Source organism: Pedobacter sp. MR2016-24, from assembly GCF_026239655.1.
Classification (GTDB): Bacteria; Bacteroidota; Bacteroidia; order Sphingobacteriales; family Sphingobacteriaceae; genus Pedobacter.
Window position 1 is genome coordinate 294,660 of sequence record NZ_JAPIVO010000001.1, and the last position, 26,155, is coordinate 320,814.

A 26,155-nucleotide genomic window follows, 5' to 3' on the forward strand; every position below is an offset into this window, starting at 1 on the left:
GACGGAGTATTTATATGATGTTCCTGAAGCACTGAGCGAACTTTTTAAAGTCGCTTGCATGTATGGACTTGCTTTTATCAAAGATCCAATAGAGATCTCTGTCTTGATAAAAAGCGGCCATTAGAGAAAACGTACTTGGCGGACCAATAATATAATCACAGCAGGATAACAGGTAAAGATCTTCTGCCGGACTGCCATTTAACAAATGAACCTGCTGCTGTAAGCTTTGTTCAAAGTATTTTTTGTCTACATTTTTGTCATTGGTAACGATGAAAATATCAGCATTGCCGATTTTTTCTTTATCAATGAAGTCTGCAATTAAGGTTGCATATTCCTGGTCGGATAAAAGATATTTCCCGCCATGCCATTTCGCATAATCTCCCCTTCGTATATGTATGCCAATCCGCTTATTACCTGATTGATTCGCTGTCAGGTAAGCATTCACGGGTTTGGTAACTTTTCCCTTAAAGCCAAATAGCGCTTTGATCTCTTCTCTGTAGCTAAGGAATAACTCGTAATCTCTAAAACCCCAGCCGTCGGCCAGGATCATCTTCTTACTTTTTAACAAGCTAATTTTTTCCTGCTGATTTTCTTCAGGGTTGTTGAATTCCACTCTGGGAATGAGTTTTAACTTTGTCCCGTATTTAGCAAACAGATAAGTAAATATGGTATATCCTTTTTCATCACTGATTTTGAAATCAAGGTACTTATAGCAGAAGCGCATACCTACAATAGGAATATTATTTTTTCGGGCGAAGGCATAAAAATGTCCAAATTGAAGCATGTTGTTGCACATCTGACCATATCCGGTTATAAAGATCATAATTTAGATGTTTATGATTTAATGAGGTTTTTATATTTCAGGAATGTACCCATAGCATTGTAGAAACTGATGTCGAGCCCAAAACGCCCATCCAAAAAGCCACGCTTGATAAAGTATGATTTTATAAAGCTGACCAGGGGAGAAAAAATCATTTTCAGTACTGCAGCAAATTTGCTGGCGTTTTTTTTACTTATAGCTCCTAAGTGAGCGTACAGATAGGTCTTTGCTTTCAATTCTGCTTTACTGCGGTAAGCATAATGTAACAGAGAGCTGGAAAGGTAAGTTATCTTTTGATTGCTGTTTAGTATTAGTTGCTCATGGCTGGCGCTATCATTCCATAGCGTTTCTTTTGGAAATAGTCTTGTCTTTTTGTCGGGATACCATGCTCCGTACCGGATCCACTTACCACAATAATTGTTGAGCCGCTTAAAGCCATATACTCCATTAAGCTGATTTTTGATGCTGTTGAGCTCAATAATCAGGTCGCCCGAAAGTTCTTCATCTGAATCAAGGGATAAAATATAGGCTCCGCTTGCGGCACGGTGACCCAGGTTTTTCGTCGGGCCATAACCCAGCCATTCAGTATGAATAATCGTGCAGCTATACTCCTGAGCGATAGTCAGTGTCAAGTCTGTGCTGCCAGAGTCGACAATGATAATCTCATCAGCCACTTTAATCAGACTGTCCAGACATTGTTTCAAAGTGCTGGCGGAGTTTTTCGTAATTACAACTGCGGAAATTTGCATGTAAGCCTTTTAGGAGTGTATACGTTTTAGGGTGGCCGTTTTATATTCTTTCAATAATGAAAAGAGGTCTTTTTTAGGTGCCCCATTTTTATTCAATAACATATTGAATGCTGATTTTGATTTTTCCGCATCATTGGCTGTATTCACAAAAGTTGAAAAAGCCTTTATATAGCTGAAATTTAAGCTGAGTGTCCGCGCTAAAATCTCCAGCACGGTCTGAAAATACCAGAAAAATAATTGTGATCCATTCAGGTGGATGAAATGCAGATAGAATTTATTTCGGAGCGTTAAATACTTGATTTTTTGTTTTTTGTTGTACTTATTGATAGTTGTAGAAATCTGATGCATACACTTTGAGGATGGGACATAATACATTTTCCAGCCCATTCTGAGTGCTCTTACAGATAATTCCACATCTTCTACATAAAATGGGCTGAATAAATCATCATATCCATTTAACATTAAAAGCTTTTTTCTGTCGATCAGTGCATTGGTACCGGAAAGAAACATAGTTAGTAATGGAAGTGGACCAGCAGCCGTAACCGGATCAACAAAGTAATTCTCATTTGCTTTTATTTTGAATAAATGTCTGTTGATGATTTTACCTCCGCCCTGCAATACGTCACTATTCCAGTTCAGTACCGCGCCGTTAACACCAAAAGTATCGAGTAGTTTAAATAAAGGAAGCTGAGCTTCAAAATATCCCGGTAATAATTTTACGTCGTTATTCAGTATAAATACAAGGTCTTTTGTAGCTGCTTTTATCCCTTTATTAACAGTACCTGAGAAGCCAAGATTAATTTCGTTTGCCAGGATGATAACATCGGAGAAGTTTTTCTTTATAAAAGCAATAGAGTCATCAGTAGAATTATCATCAACAACTATAATTTCGGAAGGAAGAGAGACCGTTGATAAAGAATTGATTACGCTCGGTAACACATCAGCCAGCAAGGATTTGCCATTATAATTTGGAATAACTACAGAAATACTAAAACTCATTCACCTAATAATTACGATATTGCTTCTTTTTGTACAAAGATAACTATTATTAATGCATTCATCTTCCCAGTTGCATACGGAATTAAAACAAGGCAGCTTTAGCGCATTGGCCAGGATACTTACCCTGGTAGAGAATAGTATTGCTCCGGCTGGAGACTTATTGAGGGTGCTGGAAGTAGGCAATACAACAGTCATCGGAATAACCGGGCCGCCAGGTGCAGGTAAAAGTACTTTGGTAAATGCAATCACTACACGGATTGTTCAGGAAAATAAAAAAATTGCCATTCTGGCGGTAGACCCTACCTCGCCTTTCAACTTTGGTTCTCTGTTGGGAGACCGTATCCGTATGTCTCAGCAGTTCAATAATCCCAATGTTTTCATAAGGTCAGTGGCAACACGGGGAGCGTTGGGAGGAATCTCTGCTAAAACGATTGAAATGGTCGATGTGATGAAATCTGCCGGTTTCGATTTGATTATTGTAGAAACTGTTGGCGTTGGACAGTCTGAACTGGAAATCGCAGGATTGGCCGATCGTACCGCAGTGGTGCTGGTTCCGGAATCGGGCGACGAAATACAAAATATCAAATCTGGTCTGATGGAAATTGCAGATGCATTTATTGTAAATAAGGCCGACCGTGAAGGAGCAGCTACCTTTGCCAATAACCTGAAAAAGCTGGTGCATCATCAGGAACCTGCCATTCCTGTATTTAGCACTGTGGCAGACAAAAGTGAAGGTATAGCTGAAGTATGCCACTGGTTATTAGGCCCGGGTCTGGTAGAAAATAAGCGCAGACCATTTCTTTTAGCTGAAAAGGCATATAAAATAATACAACAGCAAAGAATGAAAGATGTAGATAAAGATAGGTTGCGAAATGAAATCGCAGATGCTTCAGTTATTCCGGGTTTCAATATTTATAAATTTACTGATAATTGGTTTTAGTATCTGTTGTTGTAGGCAGGCTGTCTGAAAAAACAGACTTTTTGGAGCCCGGCGTCAGGAATATTGTTAATGATTGTTAAATATTTAGTACTCATAATTGTCAGTATCTCCTGATCTCCAGAGTTGAGATTGATGTGACAAAATATGTAGCACTAATTTATTTATATGTCATATGTCTTTAAATGGTTGATGTGTAATATTTTATGTTATTTTTTTGCTAACAAAACATCAACAAATCATCCTTTATTCCCTAATATGACAACGATCATTCATACCATTTTTGAATTTTTATAAATTTGGAACGGTGTTTGTATACCCTGTTGTGAGAATTAAAAATTTGTTTAATTTTGCTACACAAAAAAATTATACAATTTAAATTTGTTTAACCTTAAAAAAAGAAAAATTATGAATTATTCTACTTTAAAGAAGGGCTTAGCAGTTTCTTTTGTTGCAGCTTTAGGAGTTACTTCTATTGCTTCTGCACAGGATTCTACAGCAACTTCATCTTCAGCTAAAGTTTTTGGCGGAAGAGGCCAGTACAGAACTTGGTCAATCGGTGTTAATGGTGGTGTTATGTCTCCGTTCCTTGCGATCGGTGGATCTAACGACTTCACAAATGCTGACGTTAACTTAGGTTACGGTGTGTCATTGAAAAAACAATTAGGTCACGCTTTTGGATTAGAAGGTAACATTTTCCGTGGAAAAGTTTCTGGAACTAACAAAGATGCAGCAGGTGCTTCTCAGTTTGGTGCCAGAGAATTTGAAACTGAAATCGGTTATGCTGCTGACATCAGAGGTGTTGTTAACGTTGCAACAGTTGATTTCTTACGTCGTGAGAACTCAGTTAACTTCTTCGTTACTGCAGGTTACGGTTTAGTTGCTTATGCTCCTAAATTAACTACTTCTACTAACCAGGTAATTGACTGGAAAGACAGATCAGGTGATGATGGTGATAAAACTTACGTAAAAGAAGCTTATATCCCAGTTGGTGCTGGTGTGAAATTCAAAGTTTCTGACCGTGTTGCTTTTAACTTAGGTTACACTATGCACTTCATTGATAGCGATAACTTTGATGGTGTATACGCTAAAGGAACTACTAAAGATAAATTCTCATACGGTTATGCTGGATTAGAATTCTCATTAGGTTCTAAATCTAAACCAAATCTTGACTGGGTTAATCCATTAGCTTTAATGTATGATGAGTTGAAAGACCCTTCATTACGTCAGGAAGTTGAAGCATTGAAAAACCGTGTTTCTAACGTTGAGAAATCTGTTGAAGATTTGAAAAAAGATAGCGATGGAGACGGTGTTTCTGATCAATTTGACAAATGCCCAGGAACTCCTGCTGGTACTGCAGTTGATGGTTCAGGATGTCCACTTCCAGTTTCTACTGGTGCTGCTGTTGATTCTAGCAATGTTACTGGTTTCGAAACTATCCAATTTGAATTCAACTCTTCAGTTTTAAAAACTGAATCATACCCTACTTTAGATAAATTATCTTCAGTGTTACGTGAAAACGGTGGTAAAGCATCTGTAAAAGGATACGCTTCAAGCGAAGGTACTGCTGCATATAACTTGAAATTGTCTAAAGACAGAGCAAATTCTGTAAAAACTTACTTAGTTAACTCTGGAGTTAACGCTAGTCAGGTTGCTACAAAAGGTTTAGGTGAAGCAAATCCAATCGCTTCTAACGATACTGAAGAAGGTCGTATCCAAAACCGTCGTGTTGAAACTTCAAGAAACTAATCTTTCTTAAACAACATAGTAAAGGGCCCCGATTTATCGGGGCCTTTTTTGTGCCCTGAATTTTGATCATCATCATAAATGTTAGCATTCGCGCAGGATTATTTTATACATTTGCTTTATGTATTTTTTCAGAAAAAAAGATCCGAAAAGGCCAACAAGTATTGATATTAAGATCATGCATGTCATCAATGCACTTGCGATATCAATTTTTCTGATTGGAATTATCCTAAAACTTATTCACGTAATTTAAATGAAGACAATCATCAATACTACAGACGCTCCTGCTCCAATCGGCCCATATAGTCAGGCCGTATCAGCTAATGGATTTTTATATGTTTCAGGACAGATTCCAATTAATCCTGCAACAGGAGAACTTACTCAGGATTCTATAAAAGCAGAGACAGAGCAAGTAATGCGTAACCTGAATGCAGTATTGCTGGAAGCAGGATACGAATTTTCACATATCCTGAAGACTACCATTTTCCTGACGGACATGTCATTATTTGCCGAAGTAAATGAAGTTTATGGGGCTTACTTTGAGGCTGACTTTCCTGCAAGAGAAACTGTGGCAGTAAAAGGACTTCCTAAAGGAGTAAATGTAGAGATATCGGTGATTGCTTATAAAGGTTAAATTGGCAAAATCTACAATGCGGTATTTGCTGGCAGGCTTAGGCTCATTTGTTATATGGGGATTTTTTTCTATTCCTTTACGTAACATCAAAGCTTTTTCAGCGCAGGATATCCTGTATTACCGCATATTTACTTCTCTTATATTTATTTGGATAGCTATCCTTTTATTCAGAAGAAAGGAATTAAAAGAAGATATTCAAAGAATCAGTTCAATATCAGCTGCAGCACGCAGAACTGTTGCCATTCAGATTTTAGTGGCAACGGTATTCCTGATGTTGAACTGGTTTAGTTTTATTTATGCCATTAATCATGTGAGCCTCACCTCTGCGGCATTTGCTTACATGGTTTGTCCGCTGCTCACCGCATTTGGAGGCTTTGTAATACTCAAAGAAGAGCTTTCCAGGATCAAGCTGATTTCAATGGTTATTGCCCTGATCAGTATTATCTTCCTGGCAACGGGTTCCTTGGTAGAAGTATTATGGTCCGTTTTTATTGGCGTATTTTATGCAGGATACCTGCTTATTCAGCGCAAAATGCAGGGTTTTGATAAATTGAATGTACTTGCACTGCAAATTGCCCTTGCAGTTATACTCATGCTTCCATTCTATATTTATCAGTTTAATGGCCTGCCTCAGAGCCCCTGGTTCTGGAGCCACATAGTCATCATCGCAGTAGTTTTTACGATCATACCCTTGTTCTTAAGTTTATATGCCCTCATAGGTATTCCTTCGTCTACACTTGGAATCATGATCTATATCAATCCAATTATTGCTTTTGGAGTAGCCGTATTATATTTCGATGAGGTCATTACTGTATATCAGCTTTCTGCTTACCTGTTGTTATTATTTTCTGTTTTTTTGTTCAACTGGCAGGCGATAAAGGATATCTTTACGTTAAAAAAGAAACTTAATACCTGAAATTTTGTTCGCTTCCGATTTAGACACAACCATAGAATTTCTGAAAGGAGTAGGTCCTAAGCGTGCCGAAATATTGCAAAAAGAGCTGGGTATTTATACATATGCGCACTTACTGGGGTATTATCCATTCAGGTATATCGACAGAACACGCTTCTATAAAGTCAACGAATTACATCCTGATTTACCTTACGTACAAATTTTGGGCAGGATCACGGGCAAAGAGACTATCGGCGAAAAGCACAAAAAAAGAATTGTAGCGCGATTAACGGATGAAACCGGAACTATCGAACTGGTCTGGTTTCAAAGTCTGAAGTGGGTAGAAGAAAACGTGATGCGCGGTAAAGTGTATATTGCTTTTGGTAAACCTACCGTGTTTAATGGTTCCTTTAGTATTTCTCATCCGGAGATGGAGACTTATCCAAGGCCTGCAACTGTAACGGGAAACTTAACCTTACAGCCGGTCTATAATTCAACGGAGAAACTGAAAAAGTTTTCTCTGGATAGTAAAGGCATACAGAAAATGCAGGCGCTGGTGATTGAACAGTGTTTATCAGAAGTCCGGGAGACCATTCCTCCGCATATCCTGGAAAAATATAAAATGGTGAACCGCAGAGAAGCTATCCTCAATATTCATTTTCCGAAGGACAGTGTGGCACTTCAGCATGCCGAGCGAAGACTAAAATTTGAAGAGTTGTTTTTTATTCAGCTTCAGCTGCTTAGTAATAAACAATTCAGGGAATTAAAGTTTAAAGGCCACCTGTTTAGTACGGTAGGTGAGAGAGTAAATACTTTCTATAAAGAAATACTACCATTTTCACTTACAGGTGCCCAGAAGCGAGTAATTAAGGAAATCAGGACCGATACGCAACGGGGCATACAGATGAACCGCCTGGTACAGGGGGATGTGGGCAGCGGAAAAACAGTAGTTGCTTTAATGAGTATGCTGCTGGCGAATGATAATGGCTGCCAGGCTTGTATGATGGCCCCCACGGAGATTCTTGCGCGACAGCATTACCATTCTATCTCTTCTTTATTAGGAGATAACCTGGTTAAAGTAGCCATCCTGACGGGTAACAGCACTAAAAAACAGCGGACAATATTGCATGAGCAACTGGAGGCAGGTGAAATTGATATCCTTGTAGGCACGCATGCACTGATAGAAGATAAAGTAAAGTTTAAGAACCTGGGATTGGTTGTAATTGACGAACAGCATCGTTTCGGTGTAGAACAAAGGGCCAAACTGTGGCGTAAAAATGCAATTCCCCCACATATTCTGGTTATGACAGCTACGCCTATACCAAGAACCCTGGCAATGACATTATATGGTGATTTGGATGTGTCTATGATTGATGAGTTGCCTGCGGGCAGAAAACCTATAGATACAAGACATCTTTTTGAAGGACAAAGGCTCCGTATGTTCGGTTTTATGAAAACGGAGATTGCGAAAGGAAGGCAGGTATATGTTGTTTATCCCTTAATTAAAGAAAGTGAAAAACTGGATCTGCTGCACCTGGAGGCCGGCATAGAACAGATGCGTTACCAGTTTCCCCTGCCGGATTATCAGATAAGTATTGTGCATGGCCAAATGGCCAATGCAGATAAGCAGTTTGAAATGCAGCGATTTGTGAAAGGAGAAACGCAGATTATGGTTGCAACTACAGTAATTGAGGTAGGTGTAAACGTGCCAAATGCGTCAGTGATGATTATTGAAAATGCCGAGCGTTTTGGTCTGTCACAACTCCATCAGTTGAGAGGAAGAGTTGGTCGCGGTGCAGAGCAATCTTACTGTATCCTTATGTCGGGCAATAAGCTGAGCAAGGATGGTAGAATGCGACTGGATACGATGGTCAAAACTAATAATGGTTTTGAGATTTCAGAAATTGATCTGGAATTGCGCGGACCAGGCGATTTGTCAGGTACCCAGCAGAGTGGGGTATTGGATCTTAAATTAGCCAATCTTGCTAAAGATCAGCAGATTTTGCAGGAAGCCAGAAATACGGTTATTGAGGTTTTTCAGGAAGACCCTATGCTTTCTTTACCTCAGCATGCGCTGTTAAAACGCTTCATCGATAAAAAAAGCAGAGGGATAGCTTTAGATAAGATATCTTAGGCTTCTTTAATCTTCATCACTTCCAGGCATAGATCCGGTGCCCGTATAAGCACCTTTTCTGATTACCGGAACGCCCAAATGTTTATATAGGTCATCCAGATGCATCAGACTTCCGTTCGTGAGGTTGCCCAGGAAGACGATCACTATATTTTTATCTATATCACGGACATAAATATGTCTGAAGCCATGCCACCAGCCAGTATGGTAAACTACTTTTCTACCTTTATCACCCTCAAAAATCCGCCATCCGTAACCATAATTGAAATGGCCGTTGATAGCTTTATTATGACCGGTATAGGCAGAGTCCAGACTTGCTTTTTTCAATAGTCTGCCTGTTTTCAATGCATTATCATATAAGACAAGATCATGTACCGTACTGTATATCCCCTTATCTCCCACCGGCCCGTCCAAAAAGTTCTGAACTACGGAATATTTCCATGTACGGTCGTGTCCAACTACATCCACCGGGATTTTCGGGTAAACAGTAGTAGAATATACATGTGTATGTTTCATACCCGCAGGTTTAAATACATTTTCCATCATATAATCCGCATATTTTTTACCTGTCACTTTCTCAATGATTGCCCCCAATACCATAAAATTGGAATTGTTGTAATGAAAGCGCGTGTCTGGTTTAGCGTAACGGTTAGGTTTGTATTCGGCAATCAGGTTCATGACATCAAGATTGCTCATCGGTTTTTTCTTATCTTTCCATACACCGTCACTGAAGTAAACATAGTTCATCATTCCGCTGCGGTGGGTTAATAACATGCGGACATTAATTCCGTCGTATGGGAAGTTAGGATAGAATTTTTTGACATCATCTGTCAGTTTGATTTTACCTTGTTCAACCAGCTGCATGACAGCAACGCCGGTAAAAGTTTTGGTTACTGATGCCAGTTCAAACTCTGAATTGATTTTAAGGCTGTCACGGTGAAGGTAATCGGCCCATCCGATTGCTTTTTCGTAGATGATCTTACCGTCTTTTGCAACCAGCATATTTCCATTAAATCCGTACTTTTTATGCAGATTTTGTACAAAATCTGCAATCCAGCGATCTCCTTTTGCAGGATTGTATACCAACAGCAGGCTATCGGCTTTATCATCATTTACTGTCCGTACTTTCGGATCCGGCAGTTTTTTTTCAGTATGGGAACAGGCATTAAAGAGAAATGTGGCCAGAAAAGCCACGGGTAGAATAGTACGATAAGTCATGAATAGGTATTTCTTTTTTGAAGCCCGAAAAATAAACAATAATTACCACTTTAAACGCAAAAGAGTTTTAAAGATTATCAGATACTTTACATTCTTCTATACAGATAAAAGCTTATTTTTGGTGCATAATTATAAACAAATGAATTTTAGAACCGAACACGATACCATGGGTGAAGTGCAGGTACCCGCTGATAAATATTGGGGTGCGCAGACTGAACGTTCACGCAACAATTTTAAAATTGGTCCGGAGGCTTCGATGCCTAAGGAAATTATTCATGCTTTTGGTTATTTGAAGAAAGCTGCTGCATTGGCTAATACTCAGTTAGGTGTTTTAACTGCTGATAAAGCAGAATGGATTGCCAAAGCTTGTGATGAAGTAATTGCAGGTCAGCTTGACGATCAGTTTCCATTGGTGATCTGGCAAACAGGCTCTGGTACGCAGAGCAACATGAATGCAAATGAAGTGATAGCCTATCGTGCCCACGTTTTAAATGGTGGAGACCTGGCTGATGAAAAGAAAATTCTTCATCCTAATGATGATGTAAATAAATCACAGTCATCTAATGATACCTATCCTACAGCTATGCACATTGCTGCATATAAACAAGCTGTAGAGATTACTATTCCTGGTCTGGAAAAACTACAACAGACTTTACAGGCTAAATCGGTAGAATTTGCTGACATCGTTAAAACCGGCAGGACCCATTTTATGGATGCTACTCCTTTAACACTGGGACAGGAATTTGGCGGTTATGCACAGCAAGTTACTAATAGTATCAGGGCGGTAAAAAATGCCCTGGTAATGATTACTGAACTGGCACTGGGTGGTACAGCTGTTGGGACAGGATTGAATACACCGAAAGGTTATGATGTACTTGTAGCAGAGAAAATTGCGGAGCTTACAGGTTTGCCATTTGTAACTGCTCCAAATAAATTTGAAGCACTTGCGGCACATGATGCAATGGTAGAATTATCTGCAGCTTACAAACGTACAGCTGTTGCTTTGATGAAAATTGCCAATGACGTAAGAATGCTGAGCTCTGGTCCGCGTTCTGGTATAGGGGAGATTATTATTCCTGATAATGAACCGGGATCATCTATTATGCCTGGTAAAGTTAATCCTACGCAACCTGAAGCATTAACTATGGTTTGTGCACAGGTGATGGGGAACGATGTTACTGTAGGTATTGGCGGCAGCAATGGTCATTTCGAGCTGAATGTATTCAAGCCGGTTATTGCGGCAAATGTATTGCAGTCGGGCAGGCTCCTGGGAGATGCTTGTGTGTCGTTCAATGACAATTGCGCTGTGGGGATACTACCGAATTTACCAGAAATCAAAAAACACCTGGAGAACTCTTTGATGCTGGTTACGGCGCTTAATCCGCACATTGGTTATGAGAACGCGGCTAAAATTGCCAAAAAAGCACATAAAGAAAATAAAACACTTCGTGAGGCAGCAGTTGAGTCAGGCTTACTGACAAACGAGCAGTTTGATGAATGGGTAAGACCAGAGGATATGGTAGGTAGCTTAAAATAGCATGAATAAATACCATTATCTTATTATTCTATGCAGTTTAATGGCGTTTCTCGGTTGTGAGAGACGCCCAAACGTGCAGGGTAACGGTGAAACATTTTTACAGGGTGTATGGAACCAGGACAGTATTGCCAATTCATCTACGCTGATGAACTATACGCAGCACCATCTCAAGTTTACGTGCGACTCTTTTTATGTGGACATGACTACACATTCGAAAGTCAATTATTACGAAGACCCTTGTTATAACAATGGTGTCTGGAAAGAATATGCAAAGGGTGTGTATGAAGTCAGGAAAGACAGCCTGTTTTTACTGGGCACCTATACTAAATCAAATTATAAACAAAAAGTTTCCGGCTGTTATACGATAGGCATTTACAGGAAAAGTTTCCTGATTAAATCATCCGGCAGCCAACATCTTTCTCTGCAAAGCCTGAGTGATCAGCGCGATGTTAACCTGGTGCTCAAACAAAAAATCACCTGTGTACCTCAACAACTATAATCAGATCAAATGAATTTATCAATATTAAAAAAGGTTTGCATCGCAGTAGCACTGGTTGCTTATCTGCCTGTAAATGCACTGGCATGGGGACAAACAGGACACCGCGTTGTCGGACAAGTAGCCGATTACTATTTAACTGCAAAAGCACGCAAAGCGGTCAAAGCTATTTTGGGTGGAGAAACGATTGCTATGGCCAGTAACTGGCCAGATTTTATTAAATCAGATACTGCTTATAACTACCTGGGCAGCTGGCATTATGTGAATATTCCGGGGGGACTGGACCAGAATGGAGTTTTTCATTTTCTGGATACAGACAGAGAGGCGAATGTTTATAACAAAATTCCTGAACTGATTGCTACACTGAAAAATAAACAGAGCACAGCAGATCAGAAGAAGATGGCTATCCGCTTACTGATTCATTTTGTGGGTGACCTTAACCAGCCTATGCATACGGCCAGGAAAGAAGATCTTGGCGGGAATAAAATAAATGTGACCTGGTTTGGGCAGAAATCAAATCTTCACCGCGTGTGGGATGAAGGGTTAATTGAGTATCAGCAATTAAGTTATACAGAATATGCTGCTGCAATTAATCATCCTTCAAAAGAACAGTTGAATCAATGGAGTCATGATTCTTTAAAGCAGAGCGTATATGAGTCATACCTGACCTGCAATAAGATATATGATAAAACAAAAGCAGATGATAAACTGAGCTACCGTTATAATTTTGATTTCGTAGATACGCTGAATGAAGCTTTATTAAAAGGCGGTATTCGTCTGGCTGCGATGATTAACCAGATTTACGCTTAATATGAAAATTCTGATGGTTTGCCTGGGAAATATTTGCCGTTCTCCGCTGGCAGAAGGAATTGTAAGGCATTTGGCAGCAGATGCACAGCTGGACTGGAAAGTGGCTTCTGCAGGAACAGGAAACTGGCATGTAGGACAGCCTGCGGATAAAAGGAGTATTGCAGTGGCGAGAAGTTATGGATATGATATTTCGAAACAAAGAGCAAAACACTTCAATGCAGCTATGTTTGAGGACTTTGATCATATCCTGGTAATGGACAAAAATAACCTGAGAGATGTATTAAAGCTTGCGAAGAACGATGAACAGCGTAAGAAGGTGAGACTTTTCTTAACAGGGGAAACTGATGTTACCGATCCGTATTTTGATGATCAGTTATTTGATCCGGTATTTCAGACGATAGAGCAGAGGGCAAAAAAACTGGTTGAAGAACTCAGGGCCAAATAGAGGATATCTGGCCTTTAGCTAAAATGTAAAAACATTTTTATCAGGTGCCTGTTGTTTGAGTACATCAAATCTATAAAAAATGGAAAACACTACAGTAAACCCGGAAACGTTAAACGACCTGATTCAAATTAATAACGACAGAGTTGCAGGATATGAAAAAGCAATCGAGGAATTAAAGCCAGAAGATAGCGATCTGAAAGCATTATTTGTTAAAATGATTGGCGAAAGCCATAAATATAAATTGGCATTGGCTACTGCTGTTCAGGGAACCGGAACAGAATTAGAAACCGGAACAACTACATCTGGTAAAATTTACCGCGCATGGATGGATGTTAAAGCTGTTTTTACTGGCCATGACCGTAAAACAGTATTGAATAACTGTGAGGCGGGAGAAGATGCAGCACAAAGAGCGTATAAATCTGCTTTGGAAGAGGAAGGTTTGTCTGCTGATACCAGATCTTTAATTACAGAACAAAAAGCTGAACTGAGAGCTTCTCATGATCAGATCAAAGCATTAAGAGATGCGCAGGTATAAAACCGGCATTTTTAGATAAACAAAAGCGCCGCTGGATATATCCAGCGGCGCTTTTGTTTATCTAATGTACTTTTAAATACCGAATTCCTTATCCAGATATTCTGATACTTTATCTATAGCATTGTCGATCGTATTACTCAGGATCGTAATGAAGGAACCAGATTTCGCTGTAGCAATCAGGTACTGCAGGCAGTCTGCGCCATTATTGTTGATAATGATTTCCATATCTGGTTTAACCTCTTTAATACCAGAAATCAGCAGGTCGATAAGTTCCTGTTGCTGTCTGCCACGCAGGTATTTCTCCTGACAGATGATGATTTTATCAAACATTTGTCCGGCTATCCTTGCTGTTTCGATAATATCTTCATCGCGCCTGTCTCCCGTACCAGAGATCACACCTACATGTTCTGTTGCTTCAACTGTTTTAAGATAGTCTTTAATCCCGTTGAAACCGTTTGGATTGTGTGCGAAATCTACCAGGATTTTAAACTCTTTAAATTTAAAGATATTCATCCTGCCAGGGGTTTGTGCTGCAGACGGGATAAATGTTTCGAGCGACATGCGGATGTCTTCAATTTTGTATCCCCAGAGGAAAGTTGCCAATGTGGCTGCAAGTACGTTCTGAATCATGAAATCCACACTGCCACCAAAAGTTAATGGAATATGGGTTACTTTGTCAACCCTGATTTTCCAGTCGCCTTTTTTAATGGTCACATATCCATTTTCATAAATTGCTGCAGTGCCGCCTTTTTTACAATGGTCAACAATAACAGGATTACTTTCATTTGTACTGAAATAGGCGACTTTACAGTCTGCGGTGCTGGCAATTTTAACACAATATTTATTGTCTGCATTCAGTACGGCCCAGCCATCTCTTTTTACTGCTCCGATCACTACGGCCTTAACTCTTGCCAGATCGGCCAGACTATGAATATCTGAAATGCCAAGGTGGTCTTCCTGGATATTGGTAATTACTCCAATATCACAGCGGTTAAATCCAAGTCCGGCTCTAAGTATACCTCCCCTTGCGGTTTCCAGCACTGCAAATTCCACGGTAGGGTCTCTCAGGATAAATTCTGTACTTACTGGTCCGGTAGTATCACCTTTCATCAGCAGGGTATTTTGCACATAAATTCCATCAGAAGTAGTATACCCGACTCTTGTTCCGTTACTTTTAACGATATGGGCAATCAGCCTTGTTGTCGTTGTTTTTCCATTGGTTCCGGTCACTGCAATAATGGGAATTCTTGCAGATTTACCCGGAGGATATAACATATCAATTACAGGAGCGGCAACGTTTCTCGGCAGGCCTTCACTTGGTGCAAGGTGCATCCTGAAACCAGGGGCTGCATTCACTTCAAGTACCACACCACCATTTTCTGTTAAAGGTTGTGTTAAGTTTTGCGCCATCACATCTATACCGCAGATATCTAATCCAATGATACGTGAAATACGTTCACTGATAAATATATTCTGTGGATGTACCAGATCGGTAACATCAATAGAAGTGCCACCAGTGCTTAGATTAGCGGTCGATTTTAAATAAACCAATTCACCATTAGGCACTATAGTTTCTAATGTATAGTCCTTTTTTGCAAGGAGATCAAGGGTATCACGGTCCACAAGGATTTCTGTCAGCACATTTTCATGTCCGTAACCTCGCCTTGGGTCTTCGTTTTCTTTGTCAATAAGTTCCTGAACGGAATTAATACCATTACCTGTCACATGAGCTGGTACACGTAATGCTGCCGCTACCATTTTATTGTCAATTACCAGGATTCTGAAATCGTAACCGGTAATAAAGCTTTCAATGATAATTCTTCTGGAATACTGCTTAGCATATTCAAAAGCTAATATGGCTGCCTCCTCAGTTTTAACATTGATCGTCGCTCCTTTACCATGGTTGCCATCCAAAGGTTTAAAAACCAATGGGAAACCAACAGTTTTGATCGCATCCTGCAAATCTTCAATCTCTGAAATTGTAACTCCTTTAGCTACAGGAATAGCAGAATCCTTAAGCATTCTCTTGGTTTCGTCTTTATTCCCTGCAATATCAACAGCGATGCTGTTTGTTCTTTCGGTCATAGTGGCTCTGAAGCGCACCTGATTTTTGCCGTAACCTAATTGTATGAGGGAGCTTTTGTTCAGCCTGATCCAGGGAATACTTCTTGCAATGGCCTCATCCACGATAGAACCTGTACTTGGACCTAAGCGCTCTTGTTGTCTTAATTCTCTCAGGCGCTGAATATCAAAATCCAGATCATAATCATGGTTGTCGATCAGCGCTTCAGCAATTCTAACACTTGCCTCTGCTGCATACATACCTGCTTTCTCTTCCAGGTAGCTGAACACAACATTATAGATACCATCGGTTTTTGTTTGACGGGTTCTGCCAAATCCGGTATCCATACCTGCAAGGGTTTGTATTTCAAGAGCAATATGCTCTATTACGTGGCCCATCCAGGTACCTTCCTGAACACGGGCAAAAAAGCCACCCGGTTCACCTTTTGAGCACCTGTGCGTAAATAAACTTGGGATCATTTTTTCCAGACGATCACCAAATCCATCGACCAGATTTGTTGGACGTTGTTCCATGTCCTCCAGATCTAATCTCATTTGTATCAGTTTTTTCCTGTTGATCGACCAGATATTTGGTCCTCTTAGCACTTGGATGCCGAGTATTTTCATATAATATTTATTGTTTTTTTATTGTTATGAAGCTTTCGAAGCTTGTTAGTTTTAATATGAAGCTTTTCAGCTTTCATATAGTATCTATTGTATTTTTAAATACCAGGGCCATTTTTAGGACAGGATTTATTGTTCTTTTAAATCAGATGAATAAAATTTGTTTGAGTTTCTGCTCCTCGTTTTCTTTATGGTTTTTTACATAAAAACGCTGTGAAACCGGAGCATTAATATATAAATGTTTTTCAGGATAACGTGCAAATCGCCTGCCAAAATATTTTACTGATAAACGTGTATAAATCTAATCAAAGAATGGGATTTTTAAAGAAATAATTAGGTGTTCAGGACATATTATTAGCTGATAATGGTAATATTTAAAGTAAGGAACATATATTTGAAGTTATAGTACAAGAAAAACGAAACATGGTTCCAAAAGGCAAGTTGATTATTATAGGTGGTGCAATAAATACCGGGAGTTTTACTGAAACACAATTCGGACTTCCTCAAAATATGAATTTTTTTGAGAGGGGCATTCTAAAACGTATTACTACTGAGTCTGTAAAAGATACTGCATCACGTTTTGAGATTATCACAACAGCCTCTCTTGTTCCTGAGAAAGTAGGAGAAGAATACATCAAAGCATTTGCTCAGTTAGATGTTCATGATGTTGGTGTATTAAATATTGGTAACAGAGAACAGGCAAATGATTTACTAAACTGTGAGCGCGTAAAGGCGGCAGATGTGCTTATTTTTACGGGTGGCGATCAGTTGAGATTATCATCTATATTTGGTGGCACTGCTATTCACCAGATCTTACTTGATAAATATGAAAATGAAGAGATTGTAATTGCAGGTACCTCTGCGGGTGCTGCGGCGAGTTCTAAAAACATGATTTATCAGGGTAACAGTAAGGATGCGCTGTTGAAAGGAGAGGTTAAAATTACTGCTGGTCTGGGGTTTATAGATGGTGTAATTGTAGATACGCATTTTGTGCAGCGTGGCCGCATTGGCCGATTGTTGTATGCTACTGCGAGCAGTCCTGGAATATTAGGTATTGGATTGGGCGAAGACACAGGTCTGTATATCTCCAACGGCAGCAAGATGGAAGCCATCGGTTCCGGGATGGTAATCCTGGTAGATGGTAGAAATATGCTGGATACCAACCTGACTGATGTAGAAATGGGCCAGCCTGTTTCTATAAAGAACCTTGTTGTCCATGTCATGTGCGATGGTGATGTGTACGATTTGTCAGCACATCAGCTAACCATTCATCATCCCAAAGTTATACCAATAGATTAATCAGATGAAACTCATTATACACGGGGGCTTTTTTAGCGAGTCTTCCACCAATCAGGAAACTAAAAAGGCAAAGCAGGATGCTTTAGCTGAAATCGCAACACTGTCTTACAAGTACCTGAAAACACATACCGCATTGGAAACAGTCACTTATACTGTGGGGCTGCTGGAAGATAATGTTCTTTTTAATGCGGGACTGGGATCACAAATCCAGAGTGACGGTAAAGTGAGGTTAAGTGCTTCCATTATGGATGGAAAGACGCAGAAGTTCGGGGGCGTGATTAATGCTGAAGATATAAAGAATCCCATTCAGCTTGCATCGGTATTGCTTGAATACGAAGACAGTGTGCTGAGCGGAGATGGTGCAGTTGCCTTTGGGCGTAAAAATGGATTTGAGTACTATAGTCCCATTACTGCACAAAGACAGGAAGAGTATGAACTTAAATTGAATCAATTAAATAATAAGGGAACAGTAGGTTGCGTAGCGCTTGATGCCTTCGGGAATCTGGCGGCCGGTACTTCTACCGGAGGGAAAGGTTTTGAAATTCCCAGCAGGGTAAGTGATTCTGCAACTGTGGCCGGCAATTATGCAAATGCTGTTGCAGGTATTTCCTGTACCGGTGTAGGCGAAAACATTGTGAGTGTTGCTTTGGCAGCGCGGATTGTTACGCGTGTTACAGATGGATTTACGCTAAAAGATGCCTGTGATAAATCTTTTACTGAACTTCAGGAGATTAATGGCTTCGCTGGTGTGATAGGTATTACTGCCGACGGACAAATTTATCATACGGATTCTCATCCCTATATGGTTTGGGCTTCATTTGATGTTAGTTTACAGGTATTTGACTGAAAAGATATATATTTGTAAAATGTATAAACTCTGTTTCGCCCTCATATGTTTTGCTTTTTCAAGTTCAGTGATGGCACAAACGAATAGTCCCGGACAGCCGGAACAACTTCCCGGCAATGGTGCAATTACTATTGCCGTATCTGGAATGGATGAAGCTGATGGCGATATCTATTTCGAGGAGGCTGAAAGAGAAGAAAAAAACGGGGATCTGAATGATGCACTTACACTATTCGGCAAAGCCGCATTTGAATATAATAATTCCAGGAAGTTCTCCCGTTATGGCGCTTCTTTATTGAGACTCAGTAATGTCCATTTCCTAATGGAACATTATACTGAAGCAGAGCAGGTCATCCTGAATGTTGCACTTAAAACGTACTCACGTATAGGAAACAGACCGGGGCAAATGGCTTCTTACAATCAATTGGGTAAGATTTACCTGGCAGCAAATAAGCTGACGCAGTCGCTTTGGTTTTATACGCAACAAGGTATTTTAGCTAAACAAACAAGTAATAATACTTCTTATATTGATTCGATACTGGGCATCGCGCAGGTTAAGATTAAGAAAAAAGAATACTCATTGGCTACAAAGGATCTGAACAGGGCAGAATCGTACGCTAAAATAGCTAAGATCAACCAGTTTAAAGGTCAGATTAAAGCGGCAAGAAATACCATCGCTGATAGAAAGACTTTAAAAAAATAAAGGCAATATTTACAATTGCTAAATGGGCTGTTTATATGCAGGTTAACCTGCAATAAGTGGTGTCAGGCTGACTTATTTTTCAAGTATTTAATTATATTTGGTAAAGATTACAGAAAAGAGACAGTATTATACTGTCTCTTTTCTGTTTATTTGAGAAATTGGTATCATATTGGTTGATAATACAAAAATGGATTTTAAATTATTTAAAGAGATGTTGAAAAGAATATTAATGGTAACCTTCACAGCCGCTGTACTTGCTTGTCAGGCTGCTCCTAAACCACAGAAAATGGTTGAAGGTATCCCTAATATTAAGCCTGATGAACAGCAGAGTTTAGTATGTAAGGAGATCGTCGCGCTTATAGAGAACTACAATTATAAAAAGATAACTATAAATGATTCCATTTCTTCGGTGATTCTGGATAAATACATCAACAAGCTCGATCCATACCGTAGTTACTTTTTAGCGTCAGATATCAAAGATTTTGATCAGTTCAGAACAACGCTGGATGATGCTTTCAGAGTTGGCGACCTTAGTGCTCCATTTTATATTTTCAATGTCTACTCCAAAAGATATAATGAAACGCTTGATTATGCTATAGCGCATATTAAAGATAAATATGATTTCAATCAGAATGACAGTTACGTTTTTGACAGGGAGAAAATGCCATGGGTAACATCTACTACAGAGTTAAATGATATCTGGAAAAAGAGAGTTAAATATGAGCTGATTAATCTGAATATTGCTGGTACAGATCAGGCAAAAAATACAGAAACACTGGTAAAAAGATATAAAAGTTTAAAATCACAATCTGAGAAACTGAACAATCAGGACGTTTTCCAAACCATTATGGATGCGTTTACTGAAGCTATCGATCCGCATACAAATTATTTCAATCCTACAAATGCACAGGCTTTTAACGAAGATATGGCGCGTTCTTTTGAAGGTATTGGTGCCCGTTTGAAATTAGAGAATGATGTATTGAAAATTGATGAAGTTATACCGGGCGGTCCGGCTTTTAAAAGTAAGCTTATCAATGCGGGCGACAGGATCATAGGTGTTGCACAGGGTAATGGGGAGTTTGAAGATATCATTGGCTGGAGAATTGATAATTCCGTGGCTAAGATCAAAGGTCCAAAAGGAACTAAAGTAAGGTTGAAAATCATTCCTGTAGGAAAAGATATGTCGGCCAAACCTGTGATCATCGAACTGAACAGGGAACGTATCGTAATGGAAGACCAGTCGGCGAAAAAAGAAGTAAAAACGATTCAGTCCAATGGTAAGCCTTATAAAATAGGAATTATCACTGTACCAGGATTTTATGCGGATTTCAAAGCTGCAAATGCTGGTGATCCAAATTATAAAAGTACTACACGTGATGTGAAGTTATTGATTGATACTTTGAAGAATAGGGATAAAGTTGATGCCATTGTGATGGATCTTCGTGCAAATGGCGGTGGCTCTTTGGTAGAAGCGATTGACCTGACTGGTTTATTTATTGATAAAGGACCGGTTGTTCAGGTAAAAGATTTAAAAGGAAGTGTTGAAGTAAGCGAAGACCAGAAACCTGGTGTAGCATGGGATGGTCCTTTTGGTGTGATGGTAGATCGTTTGAGTGCTTCTGCTTCTGAAATTTTTGCGGGTGCGATACAAGATTATGGGAGAGGGATAATTATTGGTACCCAAACCTATGGTAAGGGAACAGTCCAGTCTTCAATAGACTTGAACAAATTGGTTAATCCATCTATTTTACAACGCCTGGCGAGTCTTGTTCAGAAAGGTCCGGTTTCTTCAGGAGCAGCTGTTAAAACAGGTAAAGACGGCGCACCAATTCAATTGGGACAGATCAATCTGACTATGGCTAAGTTCTACCGTGTAAACGGTAGCAGTACACAACACAAGGGAGTAATGCCTGATATTGTTTTACCTTCTTTCTATCCTATGGATAAAATAGGTGAGGACACAGAAACTTCTGCTTTACCATGGGATGAGGTTCAAAAATCTAATTTTATTCCCGTGAATAGTGTAACGGCAGTGAAACCGGAACTGATTAAACTGCATGAAGAAAGAATGAAAAAATCATTGGACTATAAGTCACTGATCCAGGATATTGCAGATATGAAGAAACGTGATCTGGAGACTTCGGTTACATTGAATGAGAATAAACTGAAAGCAGAGCGTGACAGCCTTGAGGCTAAAAGTCTTGAAAAACTGAACATGCTGCGTGCTTCAAGAGGATTGCCTGCAGTTAAAAAAGGAGACAAAATCAAGAAAGATGAAAACTTCGATTTCTTTGAGGATGAAAGTATGCATGTAATGGCAGACCTGATTCAACTAAAGAAGTAAGTTAAATAAAATATAATCCATAAAAAAAAAGCTGCAGGAAGACCTCCTGCAGCTTTTTTTATAATGAATAATAAGCATCCGTCAACCGGAACCAGCCTGTTTTATGGCTTCTGTTTGGCTACCTGCATCGACATCATTTCTTTCATCGTTTTGTTCATTCCTTCTGTGGATCCATCCAGGAAGATTACATTGCCATCGCTGTTTTCCGCGAAATGTTTAATAGATTCTGTCCACATGGTAAACAGGATAACGGAGATATCAAGATTGGCCTGTTCCATTTCCTGAGCAGCCTTAGTCATACCATGAGCTACTTCCGCACGGAAGAGGGCAATACCTTGTCCTCGTAGTTGTGCAGCCTCACGCTCTGCCGCAGCTGCAATTTTGATGGCGTTACCGTCAGCTTCTGCACCTTTGGTCTTCGTAATCAGGAGTGCCTGACCTTCATTTTCTGCTGCTGCTTTCAAATTGTTTGATGCTACTACTCTGCTCATGGAACGCATAATCTCATCATCGAAAGTAATATCATTAAGCTGTAGATCTTGTAAATGATATCCCCAGGATTCCAATACAATATCGATCTGCTCTTTTACATGCATCACAATTTCATTTCGTTGCGCCAATACGTTCGCTTGCTTTTGTGTGGCTACGTAAGCTCTGATGGACCCCTCAATGGTACGAATCAATGCCTGCATTAAATTTGCAGCATCAACGAACTTAAAAGCTACATTTTTGATTGTTTCCTCATCATGGTTCAGTACAGAATACAACAGCATCGCTTTGAAATATACATTTGCCTGATCTTGTGTTACTGCCTGAAATGAAAGTTCTACGGAGCGGTTCTGTATAGATATCCTGGAGTGGATCACTTCAATCAGTGGAATCTTGAAATTCAGTCCGGGTCTCAGTTGTCGTCTGTATTTGCCGAAAATTGTTACAACGGCAATAGTGCCCTGTTTCACAGTCACAAAAGAACTAAACAGGACTACAATTGCAAAGAATAATAAAAAGTAAAAAGCGTAGTTCATGGGTTTATAATTAATAATTTAAACTCTTTCAAGATACAAAATTATCTGCATTCCGAGCTGTTACAATTTCCGAATCATCTGGGCACAGATATTGCATGAGCGAAATAAATCTATCAATCGCTATGAACGTAAAACGCACTTTTGGAACAATTTTAACTATACTCGGGATTATCGGGCTTATTTATGCTGGTTATGGCTTCACTAAACATAGTGTCGATACCCGCGGACTTATTGTTGCAGGTATCATCGGTATCATCTTCTTTTTCTCAGGTATAGGACTGGTCAGAAATACGAAAGACGAAGCTTAGTCCGCCTTCACCCGGATGGTCTGGTCTTCAAAAAGAAGGCGGTGCCCGGGGAAATCTGTATCTGTTAAGGAGATGATCTTTTTATAAGCAGTATTGTTATGATCTATAGTTAGCTGGTTAATTTTATCCTGTTTAACCGAAGTAACATCTGCAAAAAGAAAATCTCCTTTCCTGTTTAACCTGATATTCAGTAAAGGAGCAAAACCATTGGGCCCTTTTAAACTGAACATGCCATAAGTACAGAAATTGCCAAGACTATAAGCAATAAACTTATTTTTATATACTTCAACGGCACGTGTGACATGAGGCCCCTGTCCAAGAACAATATCAGCTCCGGCATCTATAACTGCGTGTGAGAATTCATAAACATTTCCCCTGTTCTCCTGATAAAAAATTTCCTTTGCTTTGGTTACATGCTCAAAACGGGCTCCTTCACCTCCTCCATGAAAGGATACGATCACAATATCTACCTGTTTTTTAAGGAAGGAAACCAATCTTTTGGCACTGTCAATATTGTTGATAGATACGGTATTCTCATTTGGTGCAAAAGCACAGAATCCATAAGTAATGCTATCTTTCTCAAAAATGGTATAAGGATGGGTGGTGAGGCCTGCATATTTGATTTGTAAGGAGTCCAGTATCGCTGCAGTACGTTTTCTTCCTGTCAGACCAAAATCGCCCACATGATTATTTGCTACGCTAAGTAAATTAAAGCCGGCCGACTGATAAATTCCGGCATATCGCTCCGGCATCCTGAAAGCGAAGCAGCTATTGCCGGAAGTGTCTTTACATTTAGTGGATTTTCCCTGGTTCAGAAAACAGCCTTCAAGGTTCCCAAATATAATATCGCCCTGCAGGAAAGGTTTCACCTCATTAAAACTGCCTGCCGCATCATCTTTAGGCAGATTGCTTTTTGAAGGGTACGCTGAACCCAGCATCATATCGCCCACCGCCACAATGGTGATGGTATCTTTAGTCGCGATTAGTGTATCTATAGTGTTTTCTGTTGCCGTATTCACCGGAGCGCTGGCACAACTCAGCACAATCAGAAACGCAAAAAGGCTTAGTAGTGATGCTCCTGTTAATTTTAACCCTTGCTGATTATTTTTGCCGTACCTCATCATGTTTTTACTGATTTAATATTCATAAAAAAAGTCCTTCTAAAAGATTAGAAGGACTCTTATATTTTGTTCGGATCGCTTATTCTTCGATCAGGTCTTTCTTTGCAGATTCCAGGATCCTTCCGCCTTTATAAAAGAAGCGGGAGTAGTAAGGCTCGTTCAGGTTGCTGATTACTACACCACGTGATGAAGAAGCATGCGCAAAACGGTCATCACCTAAATATATTCCGATATGTGTAATTCGGGTGCTTTTGATTTTGAAGAATACTAAATCTCCTTCTTTCAGTTCATCTTTAGGTAGCGGATCTACCATACTGAAAATATCTCTGGAGTTTCTCAATAAAGTCGTGTTAAAAACCTTATCGTAAATAGCCTTAGTGAAAGCTGAGCAATCGATTCCTTTTTTTGTATTTCCACCGAAGCGGTAAGGTGTACCAATCCATTCGTAAATGAATTTATAAAGTTTAATGTTTGAAGTCGCATCTACTGCAACACCCATTACCTGAGAAAAATATTGGGAAGCCAGGTTGTCAGGATCTTCTAATTTGTTGGTTTCTTTTGTTTTAGTCTGTGCATTTAAAGCAGTTAAGCTGCACAGGGTAATAAGGGTAGAAAACAAAAACTTTTTTATCATGTTACACTGTTAAGTTTGGGTAAAAGGCACTTACACTTAAACGTACACCACCAGGGCTTGTTGTCAGGTTGTCAAAATTATGTAAATAACTAATGCCATCCAAATGAAATATGTTAAATAATTGAAGTTATTAACATTTAATATGAAATCATCACACGCATTTTACAGTATTTCTTCGATTTATTACAATAATAAAGTAGATTTGCTCTCGTAAATAAAAAAACAATAGCCAAAAATGAGTGCAGTAGAAATTAATAAGGATACCTATCTGAAATGGTTTGAGTCGATGTTACTAATGCGTAAGTTCGAAGAGAAAACTGGTCAACTTTACGGACAGCAAAAAATCCGTGGTTTTTGTCACCTATATATCGGTCAGGAGGCAGTAGTTGCCGGAGCGGTTTCTGCCTTGAATCAAGAAGATTCAATGATTACAACTTATCGTGATCACGCTCATGCTTTGGCAAAAGGTGTAAGTGCAAACAGTATTATGGCAGAGATGTATGGTAAATCGACAGGCTGTTCTAAAGGTAAAGGTGGTTCAATGCACATGTTTAGCAAAGAATTCAACTTTTATGGCGGACATGGTATTGTTGGTGGCCAGATCCCTCTTGGTGCAGGAATTGCTTTCGCTGAAAAATATAAAGGAACTAAGAATGTAAATGTTTGTTACATGGGTGATGGTGCAGTTCGTCAGGGTGCATTAAACGAAACCTTCAACATGGCTATGCTATGGAAACTTCCTGTAATCTTTGTTTGTGAGAACAACGGTTATGCGATGGGAACTTCAGTTGAACGTACAACGAACATGGTTGATCTATATAAAATCGGTTTAGGTTTTGATATGCCTTGTGCACCTGTTGACGGGATGGATCCTGTTGCAGTACACAATGCAATGGATGAAGCAGCACAACGTGCCCGTAATGGCGAAGGACCAACATTCCTGGAGATGAGAACGTACCGTTACCGCGGACATTCTATGTCTGACCCGGCAAAATACCGTACTAAAGACGAATTAGAAGAATATAAAGCTAAAGATCCGATCGAGCAGGTTAGAGAAGCTATCCTTACCGAAAAATATGCTGATCAGGCATGGATTGAAGAGATTGAAGCTAAGGTGAAACAGATTGTTGATGATGCAGTGAAATTTGCTGAAGAATCTCCTTTCCCGGAAGTTGAAGAGCTTTATAAAGATGTATATGTTCAACAGGACTATCCATACCAAGATTAATTTTAGAACATATTT

Annotated in this window: 25 protein-coding genes; 17 read left to right on the forward strand and 8 right to left on the reverse strand. The window is 39.5% G+C overall.

Translation table 11 applies throughout. The features are described from left to right. Positions 1–10 precede the first annotated feature (10 nt). Genes OQX62_RS01350 through OQX62_RS01360 form a run of 3 tightly spaced genes read right to left on the reverse strand, consistent with a single transcriptional unit; the run spans position 11 to position 2,568 of the window. The gene (locus OQX62_RS01350; protein WP_265829508.1) at positions 11–823 is read right to left on the reverse strand and encodes an alpha-1,2-fucosyltransferase; all 813 of its coding nucleotides are present in this window, start codon (positions 821–823) and stop codon (positions 11–13) included. An 11-nt stretch (positions 824–834) separates the two neighbouring features. Then, on the reverse strand, positions 835–1,569 hold the full coding sequence (locus OQX62_RS01355; RefSeq protein WP_265829510.1) for a glycosyltransferase family 2 protein: 735 nt from the start codon (positions 1,567–1,569) through the stop codon (positions 835–837). A gap of 9 nt (positions 1,570–1,578) precedes the next feature. Next, positions 1,579–2,568, reverse strand: coding sequence for a glycosyltransferase family 2 protein (locus tag OQX62_RS01360; RefSeq protein ID WP_265829512.1), 990 nt, complete (start codon positions 2,566–2,568; stop codon positions 1,579–1,581). A gap of 52 nt (positions 2,569–2,620) precedes the next feature. Between OQX62_RS01360 and meaB the strand changes: the two genes are divergently transcribed. From meaB to recG, 6 genes are all read left to right on the forward strand, one after another. After that, positions 2,621–3,508, forward strand: coding sequence for a methylmalonyl Co-A mutase-associated GTPase MeaB (gene meaB, locus OQX62_RS01365; RefSeq protein ID WP_265829514.1), 888 nt, complete (start codon positions 2,621–2,623; stop codon positions 3,506–3,508). 405 nt (positions 3,509–3,913) lie between these two features. After that, complete coding sequence (locus OQX62_RS01370; RefSeq protein WP_265830146.1) at positions 3,914–5,254, forward strand: OmpA family protein; 1,341 nt, start codon at positions 3,914–3,916, stop codon at positions 5,252–5,254. A 118-nt stretch (positions 5,255–5,372) separates the two neighbouring features. Next, positions 5,373–5,504 (forward strand): DUF6728 family protein, encoded by a 132-nt coding sequence (locus OQX62_RS25080; RefSeq protein WP_323670589.1) that lies wholly within the window; start codon positions 5,373–5,375, stop codon positions 5,502–5,504. Continuing rightward, a complete protein-coding gene (locus tag OQX62_RS01375) occupies positions 5,505–5,885 on the forward strand; it encodes a RidA family protein (protein ID WP_265829516.1) in 381 nt (126 codons plus the stop codon). A 1-nt stretch (position 5,886) separates the two neighbouring features. Then, positions 5,887–6,801, forward strand: coding sequence for an EamA family transporter (locus OQX62_RS01380; protein ID WP_265829518.1), 915 nt, complete (start codon positions 5,887–5,889; stop codon positions 6,799–6,801). Positions 6,802–6,805: 4 nt separating this feature from the next. Further along, positions 6,806–8,911, forward strand: coding sequence for an ATP-dependent DNA helicase RecG (gene recG / locus OQX62_RS01385; protein WP_265829520.1), 2,106 nt, complete (start codon positions 6,806–6,808; stop codon positions 8,909–8,911). Between the two features lie 6 nt (positions 8,912–8,917). On the opposite strand, the gene OQX62_RS01390 is transcribed toward recG, so the two are convergent. Continuing rightward, a complete protein-coding gene (locus OQX62_RS01390; RefSeq protein WP_265829521.1) occupies positions 8,918–10,126 on the reverse strand; it encodes a serine hydrolase domain-containing protein in 1,209 nt (402 codons plus the stop codon). Positions 10,127–10,265: 139 nt separating this feature from the next. Here OQX62_RS01390 and fumC point away from each other — a divergent pair, with 139 nt between their 5' ends. From fumC to OQX62_RS01415, 5 genes are all read left to right on the forward strand, one after another. Then, complete coding sequence (gene fumC, locus OQX62_RS01395) at positions 10,266–11,663, forward strand: class II fumarate hydratase (RefSeq protein ID WP_265829523.1); 1,398 nt, start codon at positions 10,266–10,268, stop codon at positions 11,661–11,663. A 1-nt stretch (position 11,664) separates the two neighbouring features. Continuing rightward, on the forward strand, positions 11,665–12,162 hold the full coding sequence (locus OQX62_RS01400) for a fumarate hydratase (protein WP_265829525.1): 498 nt from the start codon (positions 11,665–11,667) through the stop codon (positions 12,160–12,162). Positions 12,163–12,171: 9 nt separating this feature from the next. Continuing rightward, the gene (locus OQX62_RS01405) at positions 12,172–12,969 is read left to right on the forward strand and encodes a S1/P1 nuclease (RefSeq protein WP_265829527.1); all 798 of its coding nucleotides are present in this window, start codon (positions 12,172–12,174) and stop codon (positions 12,967–12,969) included. A 1-nt stretch (position 12,970) separates the two neighbouring features. Further along, positions 12,971–13,414, forward strand: a complete 444-nt coding sequence (locus OQX62_RS01410; protein ID WP_265829529.1) for a low molecular weight protein-tyrosine-phosphatase — start codon at positions 12,971–12,973, stop codon at positions 13,412–13,414. Between the two features lie 79 nt (positions 13,415–13,493). Next, positions 13,494–13,949, forward strand: a complete 456-nt coding sequence (locus OQX62_RS01415) for a PA2169 family four-helix-bundle protein (protein WP_265829531.1) — start codon at positions 13,494–13,496, stop codon at positions 13,947–13,949. A gap of 72 nt (positions 13,950–14,021) precedes the next feature. Here the strand turns inward: OQX62_RS01415 and cphA are convergent, their stop codons facing one another. After that, on the reverse strand, positions 14,022–16,637 hold the full coding sequence (gene cphA / locus OQX62_RS01420; protein ID WP_265829533.1) for a cyanophycin synthetase: 2,616 nt from the start codon (positions 16,635–16,637) through the stop codon (positions 14,022–14,024). Positions 16,638–17,057: 420 nt separating this feature from the next. On the opposite strand from cphA, the gene OQX62_RS01425 reads away from it, so the two are divergent. The 4 genes from OQX62_RS01425 (at position 17,058) to OQX62_RS01440 (ending at position 21,824) form a co-directional block, all read left to right on the forward strand. Next, complete coding sequence (locus OQX62_RS01425; RefSeq protein ID WP_265829535.1) at positions 17,058–17,933, forward strand: cyanophycinase; 876 nt, start codon at positions 17,058–17,060, stop codon at positions 17,931–17,933. Between the two features lie 4 nt (positions 17,934–17,937). Beyond that, positions 17,938–18,780 (forward strand): isoaspartyl peptidase/L-asparaginase, encoded by an 843-nt coding sequence (locus OQX62_RS01430; RefSeq protein WP_265829537.1) that lies wholly within the window; start codon positions 17,938–17,940, stop codon positions 18,778–18,780. 70 nt (positions 18,781–18,850) lie between these two features. Next, complete coding sequence (locus OQX62_RS01435) at positions 18,851–19,480, forward strand: hypothetical protein (protein WP_265829539.1); 630 nt, start codon at positions 18,851–18,853, stop codon at positions 19,478–19,480. Between the two features lie 211 nt (positions 19,481–19,691). Further along, the gene (locus OQX62_RS01440) at positions 19,692–21,824 is read left to right on the forward strand and encodes a carboxy terminal-processing peptidase (protein WP_265829541.1); all 2,133 of its coding nucleotides are present in this window, start codon (positions 19,692–19,694) and stop codon (positions 21,822–21,824) included. A 101-nt stretch (positions 21,825–21,925) separates the two neighbouring features. Here the strand turns inward: OQX62_RS01440 and OQX62_RS01445 are convergent, their stop codons facing one another. After that, on the reverse strand, positions 21,926–22,849 hold the full coding sequence (locus OQX62_RS01445; RefSeq protein ID WP_265829543.1) for an SPFH domain-containing protein: 924 nt from the start codon (positions 22,847–22,849) through the stop codon (positions 21,926–21,928). A gap of 122 nt (positions 22,850–22,971) precedes the next feature. Between OQX62_RS01445 and OQX62_RS01450 the strand changes: the two genes are divergently transcribed. Further along, positions 22,972–23,157, forward strand: coding sequence for a hypothetical protein (locus OQX62_RS01450; protein ID WP_265829545.1), 186 nt, complete (start codon positions 22,972–22,974; stop codon positions 23,155–23,157). Here the strand turns inward: OQX62_RS01450 and OQX62_RS01455 are convergent. Continuing rightward, positions 23,154–24,281, reverse strand: a complete 1,128-nt coding sequence (locus OQX62_RS01455) for a CapA family protein (RefSeq protein WP_265829546.1) — start codon at positions 24,279–24,281, stop codon at positions 23,154–23,156. The two genes, OQX62_RS01450 and OQX62_RS01455, sit on opposite strands and share 4 nt — an antisense overlap. 76 nt (positions 24,282–24,357) lie before the next feature. Continuing rightward, complete coding sequence (locus OQX62_RS01460; RefSeq protein WP_265829548.1) at positions 24,358–24,912, reverse strand: C40 family peptidase; 555 nt, start codon at positions 24,910–24,912, stop codon at positions 24,358–24,360. A 235-nt stretch (positions 24,913–25,147) separates the two neighbouring features. Here OQX62_RS01460 and pdhA point away from each other — a divergent pair, with 235 nt between their 5' ends. After that, positions 25,148–26,140 (forward strand): pyruvate dehydrogenase (acetyl-transferring) E1 component subunit alpha, encoded by a 993-nt coding sequence (pdhA, locus tag OQX62_RS01465; RefSeq protein ID WP_265829550.1) that lies wholly within the window; start codon positions 25,148–25,150, stop codon positions 26,138–26,140. The last annotated feature ends 15 nt before the right edge of the window (positions 26,141–26,155 follow it).

Excerpts from the sequence above, each read along its gene's own strand:
- OQX62_RS01350 (WP_265829508.1), bottom strand. The coding sequence starts at position 823 with ATGATCTTTATAACCGGATATGGTCAGATGTGCAACAACATGCTTCAA.
- OQX62_RS01355 (WP_265829510.1), bottom strand. The coding sequence starts at position 1,569 with ATGCAAATTTCCGCAGTTGTAATTACGAAAAACTCCGCCAGCACTTTG.
- OQX62_RS01360 (WP_265829512.1), bottom strand. The coding sequence starts at position 2,568 with ATGAGTTTTAGTATTTCTGTAGTTATTCCAAATTATAATGGCAAATCC.
- meaB (WP_265829514.1), top strand. The coding sequence starts at position 2,621 with ATGCATTCATCTTCCCAGTTGCATACGGAATTAAAACAAGGCAGCTTT.
- OQX62_RS01370 (WP_265830146.1), top strand. The coding sequence starts at position 3,914 with ATGAATTATTCTACTTTAAAGAAGGGCTTAGCAGTTTCTTTTGTTGCA.
- OQX62_RS25080 (WP_323670589.1), top strand. The coding sequence starts at position 5,373 with ATGTATTTTTTCAGAAAAAAAGATCCGAAAAGGCCAACAAGTATTGAT.
- OQX62_RS01375 (WP_265829516.1), top strand. The coding sequence starts at position 5,505 with ATGAAGACAATCATCAATACTACAGACGCTCCTGCTCCAATCGGCCCA.
- OQX62_RS01390 (WP_265829521.1), bottom strand. The coding sequence starts at position 10,126 with ATGACTTATCGTACTATTCTACCCGTGGCTTTTCTGGCCACATTTCTC.
- fumC (WP_265829523.1), top strand. The coding sequence starts at position 10,266 with ATGAATTTTAGAACCGAACACGATACCATGGGTGAAGTGCAGGTACCC.
- OQX62_RS01400 (WP_265829525.1), top strand. The coding sequence starts at position 11,665 with ATGAATAAATACCATTATCTTATTATTCTATGCAGTTTAATGGCGTTT.
- OQX62_RS01405 (WP_265829527.1), top strand. The coding sequence starts at position 12,172 with ATGAATTTATCAATATTAAAAAAGGTTTGCATCGCAGTAGCACTGGTT.
- OQX62_RS01410 (WP_265829529.1), top strand. The coding sequence starts at position 12,971 with ATGAAAATTCTGATGGTTTGCCTGGGAAATATTTGCCGTTCTCCGCTG.
- OQX62_RS01415 (WP_265829531.1), top strand. The coding sequence starts at position 13,494 with ATGGAAAACACTACAGTAAACCCGGAAACGTTAAACGACCTGATTCAA.
- cphA (WP_265829533.1), bottom strand. The coding sequence starts at position 16,637 with ATGAAAATACTCGGCATCCAAGTGCTAAGAGGACCAAATATCTGGTCG.
- OQX62_RS01425 (WP_265829535.1), top strand. The coding sequence starts at position 17,058 with ATGGTTCCAAAAGGCAAGTTGATTATTATAGGTGGTGCAATAAATACC.
- OQX62_RS01430 (WP_265829537.1), top strand. The coding sequence starts at position 17,938 with ATGAAACTCATTATACACGGGGGCTTTTTTAGCGAGTCTTCCACCAAT.
- OQX62_RS01435 (WP_265829539.1), top strand. The coding sequence starts at position 18,851 with ATGGCACAAACGAATAGTCCCGGACAGCCGGAACAACTTCCCGGCAAT.
- OQX62_RS01440 (WP_265829541.1), top strand. The coding sequence starts at position 19,692 with ATGTTGAAAAGAATATTAATGGTAACCTTCACAGCCGCTGTACTTGCT.
- OQX62_RS01445 (WP_265829543.1), bottom strand. The coding sequence starts at position 22,849 with ATGAACTACGCTTTTTACTTTTTATTATTCTTTGCAATTGTAGTCCTG.
- OQX62_RS01450 (WP_265829545.1), top strand. The coding sequence starts at position 22,972 with ATGAACGTAAAACGCACTTTTGGAACAATTTTAACTATACTCGGGATT.
- OQX62_RS01455 (WP_265829546.1), bottom strand. The coding sequence starts at position 24,281 with ATGATGAGGTACGGCAAAAATAATCAGCAAGGGTTAAAATTAACAGGA.
- OQX62_RS01460 (WP_265829548.1), bottom strand. The coding sequence starts at position 24,912 with ATGATAAAAAAGTTTTTGTTTTCTACCCTTATTACCCTGTGCAGCTTA.
- pdhA (WP_265829550.1), top strand. The coding sequence starts at position 25,148 with ATGAGTGCAGTAGAAATTAATAAGGATACCTATCTGAAATGGTTTGAG.